The following is a 15,375-nucleotide window of genomic DNA, read 5'->3' as shown; positions in this document are numbered from 1 at the left end:
TATGGATTTACACCTTAAAATATGGAGACAGAAAGATCGTAAGACTGAAGGAAAGCTGGTAAATTATGATTTAAAAGGACTTAACTCCCATATGTCTTTCCTCGAAATGCTGGATACCCTAAATGAAAAACTGATTATCGAAGGAGATGAGCCTGTAGAATTTGATCACGATTGTCGTGAAGGCATCTGTGGACAGTGTGGAATGATGATCAATGGCTTAGCCCATGGTCCTCTGGAAAATACCACGACCTGCCAACTGCACCTGCGCTCTTTTAAGGATGGAGAAACTATTGTTATAGAACCTTTCCGTGCAGAGGCTTTTCCAATTAAAAGAGATTTAAAAGTAGATCGTTCGGCCTTTGACAGGATTATTTCTTCAGGAGGTTTTGTATCGGTAAATACCGGCCAGGCTCCTGATGCTACAACCATAGCAGTTACGCATCAAGTTGCCGAAGAAGCTTTCGATTTCGCAGCCTGCATCGGTTGTGGAGCATGCGTGGCAACCTGTAAAAATGCAAGCGCAGCTCTTTTCACCTCTGCCAAAATCACTCATATGGTATTACTTCCTCAAGGAAAAGAAGAAAGAAAAGAACGTGTTATTAAAATGGTACAACAGATGGACAGCGAACTATTTGGAGACTGCTCGAATACGGAAGCCTGTGAAGTTGAATGCCCACAAGGAATTTCAGTACTTAATATTGCGAGAATGAATTATGAATACAGCAGGGCTTTATTTTTCAGAAAGAAATAATGGAAGAGGCTGAAAGGTAAAATGGTCAATTTGCAAAACTGCTGAAAGGCGAAAAAGGCAGAAAAAATAAAAGAGGCTGTCTCAAAAGAGATAGCCTTTTTTATGCAAAAAGGAAAGCTTTCGCTTTCCTAATAGTTGCAAATTGATTAATTTGCATTGTGTTAAGTACGTCAAAAGTAGTCTTTAAAGATTACACCCCCAAAGAAAATCTGCTTTTTCCTCCCAATTTATCGGAGTTGATTGATGAGCGACATCCTGTGAAAATTGTTTCAAACATTATTGATGGCTTGGATATCAAAAGCTTAATTAAAACCTACAAACCTGGCGGAACATCTTGCTACCACCCGAAAATGCTTTTGAAAGTTTTGATTTATGGCTATTTAAGCAATATCTATTCAAGCCGCAAAATGGAGCAGGCCTTGAAAGAAAACATCCATTTTATGTGGCTCTCTGCAATGAGCCGTCCCGATCATAACACCTTAAACAGGTTCCGTAGTGAACGATTGAAAGGTGAGATTAAAGCTATTTTCACACAAATTGTTCTTCTTTTGGAAAAGGAAGGTTTGGTAAGTCTGAAAACCACTTTTGTAGATGGCACCAAGATAGAAGCCAATGCCAATCGCTATACTTTTGTTTGGGGAAGAGCTGTCAAAAAACACAAAGAAAGGATTGCAGAGCAATTAGAAGAGCTTTGGAACTATGCAGAAACAGTTGCCAAAGACGAGCTTGAAAATACAGAAAGTATTGATTTTAAAGAAGTAGATTCTGAAAAAGTAACTCAAACCATCGAAAAGATCAATGAAGTTTTGAAAGATAAAAAAGTAGCTTCAAAAGTTCGTCAGAAACTGAATTATGCTAAGAAAAACTGGGCAGATAATTTAGAGAAATATAAAAAACAGCAAGAATTATTAGAAGATAGAAATTACTATTCCAAAACCGATACAGACGCTACTTTTATGCGAATGAAGGAGGATCATATGCGAAACGGACAACTAAAACCCGCTTACAATCTACAAATTTCTACCCATAGACAATTCATTTTACATTATTCAATTCATCCCAACCCAACAGACACCAAAACATTAGCGACTCATTTACTGGGTTTTGAAGAAAGCTATCATAAAGCTCCCAAAGAGCTTGTTGCTGATGCTGGTTATGGCTCAGAAGAAAATTACAACTTGTTAAAATCTAAGAAAATAAAAGCTTATGTTAAATATAATTACTTCAGAAAAGATCAGAAATCGGGACAAATAACCACTTCACAAAACAATCCTAAATTGGCAAAAATCAGAGAAAAGGTTTTCAAACTTCTTAATACCAGCAAGGGCATAAAACTCAGAAAACAAAGATCCCATGATGTTGAACCTGTTTTTGCAGAGCTCAAACACAACAAAAATTTTAAACGATTCATGCTTCGGGGAAAAAATAAAGTCGAGGTAGAAATCGGCATACTCGCAATTGCCCACAATCTAAAGAAAATGTCAAAAGCAGCCTAAAACAGACTGCTTTTTTGACTTATATCTTCTTTTTTCCAAGATATTTTTTTTATTCAAAATATCGAAATCTTTTTTCAATGAAATACTAAAAAGAGACTGTCCTTTTGAGACAGCCTCTTTTTACTTATATATCTTTCCGTAAACCATTATTGGCAGTCTTACGAATTAACGATTTTGCGATTTTACAGTTTCGCCCTTTAGCCTTTTCTCAATCCCCCTTCAGCTTACACTTCTTTATCAAAATACAGCATATAGAACTTCCCCTTTTCATCCTGCCCCTGCTCCAGCATTTTTCGGTCTCCATGAATATAGATGTGGAAATTCTTATCTAATTTGATGATACTTTTAAAATGTCTTTGCGTTTTTTTCACTGCCGCTTCATTGATAGGAAATTCTTCAGCAATATTAATCTGCATATCCTGTTCGTAATCTGTTTTAAAATTAACAAAGCTTTCAATTACATGCTCATCTCCCAACACTTCACTTGCAAATTCATCCATTTTAAATTCCTCTTTTTCTTTGAAAAAGTTGATCGATTTATTTAAAAAGTCTGCCTGGTCAGCCTTTGAAACTTCAAACTCCTGAGGAAGCTGTTTGGTGATATAGTCTTTATAAACCATTAGAGCTTCCTGAGTATGGAAATACTCATCATCACGTTGCTTTACTTTTAAAAAATCTTCAAACCAGTAATACATATCTCCATTCTTATTGTTATCAACAACAGATAATATGTATCCGCTTTCTTTATGGTTATTATAGATCAATGCAGCCTTATCTATTTTCGACAATCCAATTCCCTGATCTTTTTCCAGCTCGAAGGTTTCGTTCTGAGGAAATATTTTTAAAAAAGATTCTCTTTTCTCTGTTTTGAAAATACCTATTTTATCTACTTTCTCGTCCCCTTCCCTGTCATCTTCAAAGAAAACAACAAATAATTCTCCTCCTTGAACTCTTGGGTTTTCAGCTGCTTCAAAAAGATGTTTCGCAATATTCTCAGACTCCCAAAGGAATTTTGCCTTATCATCAAAAATTTCTGATACAGAACTGTAAATAGGATTATTTACCAAATAGGAATCACTGTAAAACTGATAGGTTTCTTCGGTTTTAAAAGCTCCTAGAAAATAATCTTCAAGCAATTCTGCCATTCCTTCATCCAATTGCAATTCCTCCTGGGAAAGTGTCAGAGACTCCCCGTTGATTTTATTACCTACTCTGTGTACTATAATTTTTGAAAACATTTTTGATTTTTATGGACTGCAAAGATATTAATAATCTCAAATTAATAGACATCATTTCATTCTGATAATAATCTTATCATTTTGACATGCTTTTTTCATTTGCATCGTTTACAAATTTAATATAACAAACTAAATTACAACATCTTAAAATAAAAATAAAGATAACGGAATACCGTTGGCATCATCCTGTTCAAAGCAGAACAAAATGGACTTAAAAACTTTAAACAGAATCGATACATTAAGAAGATTAAAAAGTAGAGGACCCAAAACTCCCCATTGGTTTAAACCGTATCATCTGCTGATCATTGCATTTATGACGGTCTTTATTTTTGGAGGATGTATAAAATTATTAGAACAAACCCATAATTAAATTTAATATGAATTATTTACAAGCTGTTCAGGAAATTACAGAAGTGATTCCCGATATACAAAATGATTTAAACGAAAACAAGACACAGACTCCTTATAGTGTCATCCAGACTTTTACTGATCATATCAGAAGAATGATCCGCCAAAATGAAAGAACTCTTTTATTTAAAAGTTTAAAAAAAATGGGAAAGATCTATAAAAACGGAGATTTATTGCTTAAAAATGCAGTGGAGAATACATTTATCTATTCATTGGATAATGTGACTACTTTCTGTAATGAAGAATATAGGAAAGCTATTTTCAACCATATCTCCAAGGATTTACAAAAGCTGTATTCAAAACAAATTTATACTCACGGGCTATAATGTCAGCGATTTAGTGTAAAAACAAACATTTCGCCCTTTTCGTCAGGTTTTCCGACAAAAAATCATGACGAAGACTGGCACTTCATTTTTTTATTACATTTTTCAACGATTTCATTACAAAATTACGACTATTATGAAAACAAAAATCAGAAAACAATTCGACTGGAAACAGTGGAAAGAGTCGAATTCCAGACACAATATTGAAATATGGGTGACCCATATCGCATTACTTATAGGTGTATTTATTTTTGCTGCATGTTTATAAGTTTGGTACAGTTTTAGCGGCGATAAAAGTGTTTGAAAAATAAAATATTTATTATGATGAACGAACCAATGCAAACTATTAACAAAAAAATAGCTGTAGAGTATTTAAAATTTTTCTATCCCACTCTTAGAGGTGAGATTACCCAATTAGCAGTGCAGGACAATTTTGCAGGAATTATTCAGGCGACCATAAATTATTTAAAAAACCTGCTGCAGGAATCAAAAATCACGATTATTGCCCATCATATCAGCCTGATGGAATGGCTTTACAGAAATGGAAATTCTTATGTGAAAGACATTATTGAAAACCTTTTTGTACGATCATTTGAAAGCATGAAAAAACATTCTAAGGTTCAACATTGGGATCTATTGTACCAATATATGCCTGTAAGATTTCAGGAAATATATTCGCAACAGCAGCAACAGGATGAGATATTCTTTTGTAAGCTTTGTAAACAGAAACAGTAATTGGACAGATAAAAATCTCCCGAAATCTTTTGATCCCGGGAGATTTTATTTTAAGGCTTTTTTATTGAGCTTTTCTCTTAACAAAAACTTTCTGAATAATTTGAAGCTCGGCTTTATTTAACCTTGAAGTCTTTTCCAATTTAGTTAAAAAAAAATCTACTTCTTCAGGAGTTGCAGGCGACCCCAGATTTTCACCTTTTGCATTAAAAGAATCAACAAGAACTTCACCTTTAGGGTTTAATACCAGCCAGAAAGGAAGTCCTGCATTTTCTCCCTTGTATTTATTCATCAATTCCTGGCCTCCAGGATTTTCAAGTGCTTTCTTTTCTCCTCTTTCCTGAACATCAAGATAAACAGTAACAAAACTCTTATCAAATAACGGCTTTGTTTCAGGAAGGTTCATATTTTTCTCCATCAACTTACACCATTGACACCAGGAAGCATGAAAAACCAAAAGAGCATTTTTATTTTCTTTTTTAGCTTCAGTAAGCGCTTTGTTTAATAGAACATCCGATTTTTCCTGGGCAAATCCAAATTGGAGTATCATTAAAGTAAGAACCAGTATTATTTTAGAACATTTCATTTTCAATATTTTTGATAAACGAATGTAAGTATTTTTATTTTTACTTTAAAAAACAAAATCCCCGGCATTTCACCGGGGATTTATAAATCACTTATTAATAATTAATCATTATTCTTTTATAATCTTAGACTCATATTTAGCCTTTCCATCATTTACTGAAATTATATAGACTCCTGTTTTCACACTCTGCATCTTATCATTCATCTGTTGATTGATTTCAGATAATGAACCTTTTGCAGAAATAAGCAATTGCCCCGTCATATTACGCAACTCTGCATTTAGATTTCCTTTTGAATTTTTAATATTAATCTGTAATCTCTCTCCATTTTTTAAAGGATTAGGATAAACTTTAAAATCATTATTATTACCTTTCACATCTACAACGGATAAAGTTGTTGCCGGATAAACAAGAATTTTCTGCCCGTTATATCCTACTGCATATACCTTTTCAGCATCCGATGGAAAATCTACAAAGGTTTTATTCAACGTCGTATCTCCGGTACCCACAATAGAAACACTCATCAATTTGTTATTCGTATCATATGTTTCAAAAGCCACCGCATTGGCCCACTTAGAATTTTCAACTATTAAAAATCGACCCTGAGCATTGGTTGTAACCTGAACTCCTACTCCAGTTATTCCCGAAACAGGCAGAAGATTTTTAAAAGCATTCAGGCTATTTGCCGAAAGATAGCTAATTACAGGAGATACTGGTTTAGCATATCCTTTAGCTATTACATAATTTTTAACGTCATCAATCATGCTTTGCGTAATGGTAAGTTGTGCATTGGAGTAATCTGCAATCACAGCATTAATAGGCACCAAGAAACCCGTACTGGTAAAGAAATCAGTAAGATCTTCCTGTACTGCATCACATGTATTTTTCACAAAATTCATGACCAATTGTCCCTGGGTCAGCTGTGATTCATTTGTATTCAAAACCTTATCTACAACACTGGCATACCAATGGGCATAATCTACTCCTACCGGAGTAGTTGTTGGATTTGCTGTTTCTTCATCAGACATATCATGATCAAAAGTAAGAGTTGGTGCATTTTTAGAAGCCCCTGCCAATTGATAATATAAGCTCAACTGCCAGAATGGGATTAATGTTCTAAAATGTTTATCTACAGGGTTCACAAAATCCGCTCTCCATAAATCTGCATAACTTTTCCCTTCAACCTGTGTCTGAATGATAAATTCTCCAAATCTATTTCCAGCAACCTGAGGAAATACAGTTTTACCTGCAGCCTCACCTTCAAGTCTTGTAAATCTATTAGCACCTGTTGGTGTATACATATTATAATAAGACCATAAAGAATAAATATTATTAGTTACATCTACTGTTCCAATCCACATGACCCCTGGTCTTACCTGGTTAATATGTCCCAGTTCATGAGCAACACCCCAGATATCAAGCCCCGTTGCAGAAGCCGAATTTGAAAGTCCCCAAGTAAGATCTAAATGAGCACCTAAACCTCCGGCAAACCATCCTCCTTGAAATTCCGTGTACACCAACTGTCTGTTCTTTAAATTCTTATTAAATTTAAAAAATCCCATCAATTCTCTTTCTGACTTTGTAATGACATCATATCGATCAATCAATGGCTGTGCATCGTAATAATGAAAGTTACTTACCGCAACCTTATCCATCACCAATTTCGTATAATAGCCTTCCATATCAACTTTTGAATACACGTCATTATTCTGCATTTCTATCCATTCTGCTGAGGTCGTTCCCCTTTTGTATATCCCGTTTATAATACCCGCCGAAACATTTAAAGAGATCGGAGCAGCATTAACGTCATCGGTATAATATGAAATATACCCTAAGCCTTTATTGGTTATAGGAAGAGCATTCAATCCATTTTTCAGTTCATAAACTTTTTCAGGAGAAGATCCTTCAGTGGCAAAATCTCTTACTTTCAGGTAAACCGGATGTGCACTTGTTATATCTTTTGCAAAAACAGCAGCCGTCGTATTTTCCTCAAAAACAATTCCAGTAGGATTCTCAAAGCCATTGTAATTTGCAATTTTATACTCCGTATTAATAGATTCAATAGTTTTATAGGCTGTAAACGTCTGTACTCTATATTTTTTATTATAGGTATTATTGAACAGACACTGAGCCAATCCTTTGATAAATGGCGATGTAATAGCATCAATATCCTGCTGGGTTACAGTAGATTTTAGTGTACTAAAAATACTATCATTAAATATATGAGAATAAAGAGAGGCATTAAAACTGTTTGGATTGGTCTGAAAAAATTCCATTTCAGCACAACTTGCAAAATTATTTCTTCCGTCAAGCACTTCAATCTTTATATTTAAAGGGGTAATCGCTGAAGGGAAAGCTACTGTTCTTATCGTATTAGCCTGTCCAAAATTTTGGGTGGAAAGATCAATATAATTGGAATCGGAAGCGGTATTATAACTAATTTTTACATTCCCGAAATTTCCATTTGCTCCCCCATCCTGTCTTGGGGTATATTTTAGATAATTTATTGGAGTCTGTCCGTCAAATCTATAAACTAACGAAACAGGAAAAATTGCTGCAGTTCCGTTCCAGTCTGAATGATAAAGCGTGGTAATATCTCCATCAAAAGATTTTTCAATATTTTCTCCCGGCTGAAAACTGGAGGCTGAAGATCCCGTTACCTGGGGCAGAACAGGAATATCCATATACGCTGAAAATTCATTAGCAGAAAGTGAGCAATCTTTCTGAATAGGATCCAGTGGTTCCGTAGAATAGAATTCCATCTCAGCGCAGCTTGAAAAATTATTCTGAGCACTTAAAACATCAACCCTAATCACTGCAGGACTAACAATGACGGTTGCCAGGTCTATTGTTTTAGCAGTATTATCGGCCGCAAAAGAGATCACTCCTGTAGCATTTGTGAAAGTCCCCGGATCAGACTGTGTAGAGTATGAAATTTTCACACTTGTCCAGATTCCATTGGGCCCCGTTGCCCTTGGCTTATAGATTAATTTATTGATACTTTTTACCCGATTCGAAAAATTGAAGCTCAGCTGATCAGGCATTGCTGTGCTTAAGTTATAACGGGAATGATAAATAGTATTCACATTATTATCATTAGCCATTCCCGCTTCAAAACCCGGCTGAGCAGGCTGTAATGAGCTAACATAGGTAGCGGGCATCTTATATTGCTGGGCAAAACCCAACTGGAATAAGAAAAAAAATAGTAGAATAAAGTAATTGTTTTTCATTGTGTTAAATTTTGATTAGTATCTTAAATAAAGTTATTCATTTTTAAGACATTACCATGTACTTCACCATGCATTGATTAAAAGCACACAGTATTTTAACACATAAAATCCAAATACTTTAGTCTAAAAACCAATTATTCGTAATATTTTTAATTAAATCAATTATTTCACACCTTCAAAATAAGTATTTCAGGAAATATTCCCTCTTGTATCTCCTTCAAAATTACGAGCTTACCATACTTTATAAAAAATTAAACACATTAAGATTACTCTTCTTTGCCTCCTTCATTTTGCATTCACATTTTTTGTAATTTAGATTAAAGTAAAGCTAGTAATCCTATTGATAAATAAACATGATTGAAATAAAAAAATATTCAAATCAAACAGGATATCCAAAGCCAGCAAGAGTGGTTAAATATACCTTATTCTGGTGTGAAAACGGAAGCGCTGAAGTTTTGATTGACGAAAAAATATTTACCTTAAAAACCAGTCAGATCGTTACCATTACCTCAGGACAGTTTCATCAACTATTATCGGTTGATGGTGAGCTAACTGCTCTTGAGTTCACCCTTGATTTTTTCAGTAAAAGCGACAGCGATATTGAACTGATCTTTCACAACGGATTATTCTGTCATTTCGGAATGAATGAACTGATCACCATTTATCAACCAACCTTGATTACAGAAATGCTCAACATGATTGACAAAGAAACTCTCGAAAAACCTTACCAATACCTAATCTCTACTCATTCCCTTATCGAGTTGGTACTCGTAGAAATCAACCGGAGTAAAATTGCCAATGGAGATGAAATATGGAAACCTGATGCTTTATTTCTAAAATTCCTGGAAAGCGTCCGTATTCATTTCTCTGAAAACTACCCGGTTTCCCGGTTCGCCCATATACTAGGAACTACAGAAGCTAAATTAAACGAAATTTCAAAACAACACACCAATAAAACAGCACAGAACGTCATCTATAGTCTCACGATTTCCGAAGCTAAGAGATTATTATTATACGAAAAACTTTCTGTAAAAGAAATCGCTTACCAGCTGGGGTTTAACGATCCTTTCTACTTCTCCAACTTTTTTAAAAAACATACATCGTTATCCCCAAAAGAATATCAGAAAAATGTAAAAACCTGAAATATTATATGCTTTTTTCAGGATTGTCTATTCTTTAGATATCAGCTTATAATGAACTTTGTACTTGTAATTCAAACCCAATATTATAAGTATGAAAACAAAGCAACATCTGGCTGTTTTCTTATTGAGAATAAGTATAAGCGTCGGATTTTTATCCGCTACGGCAAGTAGTTAAACTTTTGGGGGGCCCAATCCTCGGGCTGGAAAAATTTTGTACAGTATACTGCTGAAATCAATTCATTCCTACCTCGGTCGTTTACACCTGCGATTGCAGTATTATCAACTATTGCAGAACTCTCTATCGGCATATTGCTGCTCATAGGATACAAGGTAATCCCTACAGCTTTAGTTGCATCTATTCTTACACTATTGTTTGCAATCGCAATGACTTTATCTTTCGGTCTTAAAGAACCGTTGGATTATTCCGTTTTTGTATTCAGTACCGGAGCATTTTTACTAAGTACTTTTCCTAGTTACAAGTGGACCTTAGAACAAGTTATAAACCAATACATTTAAATTATCATGAACACAAACATTCACGATTATATCGTAAAAACAAAACAAAAAGAATGGCAACCTTTGATAGAAAATGGAATTCATTATGAAGGTATCTTTGTAAAATCTTTAAAATTTGATCCTGAGAAAAACAGATCTACAACTATTCTCTTAAAATTTGAACCGGGCGCGAGCTATCCTTACCATAACCACCCTGCCGGAGAAGAGCTTTTTATAATCGAAGGAGATGCTTTTATTGCCGGCGCCGATTTAAACAAAGGAGATTATCTGTATACTCCACCCAACTTTAAACATTCCGTAAAATCTGAGAAAGGCTGTGTCATCCTTTTCATTATCCCTGAAGAAGTGGAAATCCTTTAAAATATATTGATAAAAAAAACCGCAGTAAAACAATGTTTTACTGCGGTTCTATGATTATAAGTAAGTATTACTTACGTGTATTTATTTTACTTCTTCGAAGTCTGCATCCTGCACATCATCTGCACCTGCATTTCCTCCAGGATTTTGAGCTTCTGCATCTGCACCCTGAGCTTGCTGCCCTGCTGCATACATTTCTTCTGAAGCTGCCATCCAAGCTGCATCTAAAGCTTCTGTTTTAGCTTTTACTTCATCGGTATTTTTCGCTTCGAATGCTGTTTTTAATTCAGCTGCTGCTGTTTCTACCGCTGCTTTTTTGTCAGCAGATAATTTATCACCAAACTCTTTCAATTGTTTTTCAGTTTGGAAGATCAATCCATCAGCTTTATTGAATACCTCAACTTCTTCTTTTTTCTTAGCATCTGCTGCAGAGTTTTCCTGAGCTTCTTTTTTCATTCTTTCGATTTCTTCGTCAGAAAGACCTGAAGATGCCTGAATTTTAATAGACTGCTCTTTACCAGTTCCTTTATCTTTAGCTGAAACGCTAAGGATACCATTCGCATCAATATCAAAGGTTACTTCGATCTGAGGAACTCCTCTTGGTGCTGGTGGAATGTCTGTTAAGTCGAATCTACCAATTTCTTTATTATCGTTGAACATTGGTCTCTCTCCTTGTCCTACTCTGATACTTACCGCTGGCTGGTTATCAGAAGCTGTAGAGAATGTCTCAGATTTTTTAGTCGGAATCGTTGTATTTGCTTCAATTAATTTAGTAAATACAGAACCCATAGTTTCGATACCTAAAGAAAGTGGAGTAACATCAAGAAGTAATACATCTTTTACATCTCCTGTTAAAACTCCCCCTTGAATCGCTGCACCAATAGCAACTACCTCATCCGGGTTCACTCCTTTAGATGGCTTTTTACCGAAGAATTTTTCTACTTCTTCCTGAATAATAGGGATTCTTGTAGAACCACCTACTAAGATTACTTCGTCAATATCAGATACTGAAAGACCTGCATCAGAAAGAGCTTTTTTACAAGGCTCCATAGATCTTCTTACCAAGTCAGCAGATAACTGCTCAAATTTAGCTCTTGTTAAAGTCTTCACTAAGTGTTTAGGACCTGTAGCAGTAGCAGTAATATAAGGTAAGTTGATTTCAGTTTGTGATGAAGAAGATAATTCAATCTTAGCTTTTTCAGCAGCTTCTTTCAATCTTTGTAATGCAATAGCATCAGATTTTAAATCTACCCCTTCTTCAGCTTTGAATTCGTCAGCTAACCAATTGATAATAACATCATCAAAATCGTCACCTCCTAAGTGAGTATCACCATTTGTAGCCAATACTTCAAATACTCCATCTCCTAAATCAAGGATTGAAACGTCAAAAGTACCACCACCAAGGTCATATACTGCAATTTTTTGATCTTTGTGACTTTTATCCATACCATATGCCAATGCAGCAGCGGTAGGTTCGTTGATAATTCTTTCTACTTTAAGACCTGCAATTTCACCAGCTTCTTTAGTAGCTTGTCTTTGTGCATCGTTAAAGTAAGCAGGAACAGTAATCACCGCTCTTGTTACTTCCTGTCCTAAATAATCTTCAGCAGTTTTTTTCATTTTCTGAAGAATCATTGCAGAAATTTCCTGTGGTGTATATTCTCTATTGTCGATTTTTACTTTTACAGTGTCATTCGGACCTTTTACTACTTCATAAGGTACTCTTGCGATTTCACTTGTATCATCTTTAAAATGAGTTCCAATAAATCTTTTGATAGAATATACTGTATTTTTTGGATTCGTTACAGCTTGTCTTTTTGCAGGATCTCCTACTTTTCTTTCGCCGTCTTCTGTAAACGCTACAATAGAAGGTGTTGTTCTTTTACCTTCTGCGTTCGGGATAACAACAGGGTCTTTACCCTCCATTACAGCAACACATGAGTTGGTTGTTCCTAAGTCAATTCCAATTATTTTACTCATAATATTTTTATTTTTTCTAATTTTTTAATTTGATTTACACTCTACATTTCTCAATATTCGTACCATTCAAAATTTTATGACAAATTGACACATAGCAAGAAAAACAATGATCTATTCAAGGTTCAAGCAGATTACAAATTTAAAATATCATGCTATTATTCAATAAATTAGGAATAATTCATTTTACTTTCAATTTTCAATACGATATGCCAATTATATCTATTTTGACATACCAACACACTACCAATTACCAATAAAAAATATCCTAGTCTATTTAAATTTAAACTAATGAATATAAAAATGAAAAAAACTTAGGTAGCTATTTCAATTAAAACGATTATCCAAATAATAAAGCACTTTGAGTTAATATTATTAATTGCTAATTTTTAATTTTCGATATATTATTTATCAATATTAAAAAAATAACTCAAACTTTATACACAAAATAAGAACATAACAAAAAACAGCTAACAGAGAGGCAAAACAACATATAAAAAATTCATTAACAAGTGATTAAATAAGATAATTTAAATAAAAACAAAACATAATATATCCACTTTGGTACACCAATTGATAATTAATGTCAACATATTATTTTATAAAAAACACACATGATGAAAAACACAACTAATTTCTTTTATTTTTCCCATTTCAATATCTATTCAAAGTTTCATATTGATAACTATACCAACGTTAATAATTTGTAATAACATTACTTTTTTAATACTATTGGTAAACCTACTTACGAATATAGGATTCCAATTATTTGAACAATGATTCAAATAATATAAAACCATCTTTTCATTAATCACATACAGCTTGTAATACATATTATAAGTTAGATGATATGATGTGGTCATTTCTATAATAAATACATAAAAAAACACGAAAAAATGAGAAAAAACATTCTATCTATTGCTATTGTAATCTCCGGACTCGCAACAGCCCAAGCTCCCGGCGGAATCACCAATAACCTTCAAATATGGGTGAAAGCAGATGCAGGCACAGGAACTACAAACGATAATGCTATAGTAGCCAATTGGACAAATCAAAGATCTGGAGGAGTTAATGGTGAAGCAACACCAGTAGCAAACAATGCCAAACCGATTTACCGAACTGCTGAAAGTTCGCCTAATTTTAATTTCAACCCTTCAATAGAAATTGTATCCACTAATAATACCATTACCGGCTACAAGTTCCCTTTAGGGTTTCCCAATAACAGTACCAATGCCTTAACATCCTATACCCATCACACAAGAACCCAAACTGCGGGTAATTACAGAGTATCATTTGTTATGAATGGTACAACCCGTACCTCCAACACAACCACCAATGCAGGAGCACGCCAAGCTCCATGGTTTGGAACTTCTGGTGACAGACCACGGATTTATAATCAAAAAGAAAGTGGCTCGGGCTTTTTTGGAACCCGGACTATTAGTTCTATAGGTACCGAAATTCCAAGTATCTACTCTTTTTATAATCAACTATCTGGAGGCAATATGGAATATGTTTTTGATAATAATGCCATTACTTTTGGACCTCCTTTGACCCTTCCTAACTCTACAAGTAACTATCCCGGAATGGTTCTGGTAATGGATAATTCAAGAGGAGGGAGTACTAATATAGGAGGCGACAGAATCGGAGAGTTTATTCTATATTCTGAGACCCAAACCCCACAAGTACGACAAAAAATCAACTCTTACCTTGCAGTAAAATACGGAATCACGCTGGGAGATACCAGTCTGCCCGTAAATTATTTAAATAGTACTAGTACCAGCACCTCAACCGGTGTGGTATGGAACGGAGATACTACTTATCAAAATAATGTTTTCGGAATTGGAAGAGATGACAGCTCTGGCTTACATCAAAGAATTTCCACTTCAATCGATGCCAATAACAAAAGCATCCTGGTTATCTCTACTGACACCAATTTTACCGCAGGTAACACGACTCATGCAAATATTCCCACCAATCAACAATTCACGATGATAGGCGATAATGGGGGATCTACTTCCTTCTCAAGCCCTATTAACCTCTTTGGAAAGACTTTTAACAGGATGAACAGAGTATGGAAAACTCAGGATACAGGGGATATGAATTGTATCAATATCAGGTTTAAAACAAATGTTTCAGGGAATATACCATCAGTGCACCAGCAGCAAACACCAGCATGTACTTTATTATAGCAGAAGATGCCAACTTCACTGTTAACCCTAAAATAAAGAAAGTTCCTTATAACGCTTCAGGCATTGACGTTGCCGTTAATTTTAAACCTAATAGCAACAGCAATTACTTTACGCTAGTTACCCTGCAAGGTAATTCCATTACTGATACTACAGCAAGCCCTTCCCCTATGGGAATTAGCACAGCTTCCGATAGTTGGAAGCCAACAGCACCTAATACTTACCTTGAACTCCGTGCAAAAAATCTTGGGATGGTTGTTACCAGATTGACTACTACTGCAAGAAATGCTATTACCCAACAAAAAGGAATGCTTGTGTACGATACCACTCTTGGGCGATTTTTTGTATCCAATGGTACAAACTGGAGAGAGCTTGATCGAATTGATACTGCTAACGAACCTTCGATCTGTAACTAAAATTATTATAACCTTCACT

At 34.8% G+C, this 15,375-nt stretch carries 14 protein-coding genes; 10 read left to right on the top strand and 4 right to left on the bottom strand.

Features of this window, described 5'->3' with window-relative positions:
* The first annotated feature begins 1 nt into the window (after position 1).
* Together CJF12_RS19335 and CJF12_RS19330 are read left to right on the top strand one after the other, a co-directional pair.
* On the top strand, positions 2-751 hold the full coding sequence (locus tag CJF12_RS19335) for a succinate dehydrogenase/fumarate reductase iron-sulfur subunit (protein ID WP_034687103.1): 750 nt from the start codon (positions 2-4) through the stop codon (positions 749-751).
* Between the two features lie 158 nt (positions 752-909).
* A complete protein-coding gene (locus tag CJF12_RS19330; RefSeq protein WP_095591046.1) occupies positions 910-2,247 on the top strand; it encodes an IS1182 family transposase in 1,338 nt (445 codons plus the stop codon).
* Between the two features lie 224 nt (positions 2,248-2,471).
* Here CJF12_RS19330 and CJF12_RS19325 read toward each other — a convergent pair whose 3' ends face one another.
* Positions 2,472-3,485, bottom strand: coding sequence for a nucleoid-associated protein (locus CJF12_RS19325; RefSeq protein WP_034685703.1), 1,014 nt, complete (start codon positions 3,483-3,485; stop codon positions 2,472-2,474).
* A gap of 205 nt (positions 3,486-3,690) precedes the next feature.
* On the opposite strand from CJF12_RS19325, the gene CJF12_RS20050 reads away from it, so the two are divergent.
* The 4 genes from CJF12_RS20050 to CJF12_RS19315 all read left to right on the top strand — a co-directional run bounded on the left by CJF12_RS20050 (position 3,691) and on the right by CJF12_RS19315 (position 4,951).
* Complete coding sequence (locus tag CJF12_RS20050; protein WP_165569119.1) at positions 3,691-3,855, top strand: hypothetical protein; 165 nt, start codon at positions 3,691-3,693, stop codon at positions 3,853-3,855.
* A 7-nt stretch (positions 3,856-3,862) separates the two neighbouring features.
* Complete coding sequence (locus CJF12_RS19320) at positions 3,863-4,219, top strand: DUF7674 family protein (protein WP_034685705.1); 357 nt, start codon at positions 3,863-3,865, stop codon at positions 4,217-4,219.
* 133 nt (positions 4,220-4,352) lie between these two features.
* Positions 4,353-4,484 (top strand): hypothetical protein, encoded by a 132-nt coding sequence (locus CJF12_RS20375; RefSeq protein ID WP_262483417.1) that lies wholly within the window; start codon positions 4,353-4,355, stop codon positions 4,482-4,484.
* 53 nt (positions 4,485-4,537) lie between these two features.
* Positions 4,538-4,951, top strand: coding sequence for a DUF7674 family protein (locus tag CJF12_RS19315; RefSeq protein ID WP_034685709.1), 414 nt, complete (start codon positions 4,538-4,540; stop codon positions 4,949-4,951).
* Between the two features lie 61 nt (positions 4,952-5,012).
* Here the strand turns inward: CJF12_RS19315 and CJF12_RS19310 are convergent, their stop codons facing one another.
* Together CJF12_RS19310 and CJF12_RS19305 are read right to left on the bottom strand one after the other, a co-directional pair.
* Positions 5,013-5,534 (bottom strand): thioredoxin family protein, encoded by a 522-nt coding sequence (locus CJF12_RS19310; RefSeq protein ID WP_034685712.1) that lies wholly within the window; start codon positions 5,532-5,534, stop codon positions 5,013-5,015.
* Positions 5,535-5,642: 108 nt separating this feature from the next.
* Entirely contained in the window at positions 5,643-8,762 is a 3,120-nt protein-coding gene (locus tag CJF12_RS19305; protein ID WP_084675662.1) for a M60 family metallopeptidase, read from the bottom strand.
* Between the two features lie 353 nt (positions 8,763-9,115).
* Here CJF12_RS19305 and CJF12_RS19300 point away from each other — a divergent pair, with 353 nt between their 5' ends.
* Positions 9,116-9,904 (top strand): helix-turn-helix domain-containing protein, encoded by a 789-nt coding sequence (locus tag CJF12_RS19300; protein WP_034685717.1) that lies wholly within the window; start codon positions 9,116-9,118, stop codon positions 9,902-9,904.
* 522 nt (positions 9,905-10,426) lie between these two features.
* Positions 10,427-10,780: a cupin domain-containing protein gene (locus CJF12_RS19290; protein WP_034685720.1), complete on the top strand. Its 354-nt coding sequence runs from the start codon at positions 10,427-10,429 to the stop codon at positions 10,778-10,780.
* Positions 10,781-10,861: 81 nt separating this feature from the next.
* Here the strand turns inward: CJF12_RS19290 and dnaK are convergent, their stop codons facing one another.
* Positions 10,862-12,757, bottom strand: coding sequence for a molecular chaperone DnaK (gene dnaK, locus CJF12_RS19285; RefSeq protein WP_034685722.1), 1,896 nt, complete (start codon positions 12,755-12,757; stop codon positions 10,862-10,864).
* Between the two features lie 893 nt (positions 12,758-13,650).
* On the opposite strand from dnaK, the gene CJF12_RS19280 reads away from it, so the two are divergent.
* Both CJF12_RS19280 and CJF12_RS19275 read left to right on the top strand, forming a co-directional pair.
* A complete protein-coding gene (locus tag CJF12_RS19280; protein WP_034685723.1) occupies positions 13,651-14,943 on the top strand; it encodes a hypothetical protein in 1,293 nt (430 codons plus the stop codon).
* The gene (locus CJF12_RS19275) at positions 14,928-15,356 is read left to right on the top strand and encodes a hypothetical protein (RefSeq protein WP_034685725.1); all 429 of its coding nucleotides are present in this window, start codon (positions 14,928-14,930) and stop codon (positions 15,354-15,356) included. Before CJF12_RS19280 ends, CJF12_RS19275 begins: the two co-directional genes overlap by 16 nt.
* Positions 15,357-15,375 lie beyond the last annotated feature (19 nt).

The organism is Chryseobacterium piperi (genome assembly GCF_002285635.2).
Classification (GTDB): Bacteria; Bacteroidota; Bacteroidia; order Flavobacteriales; family Weeksellaceae; genus Chryseobacterium; species Chryseobacterium piperi.
Note: the sequence above shows the minus strand (reverse complement) of the source record. Positions and strands in the feature narration are given on the sequence as shown.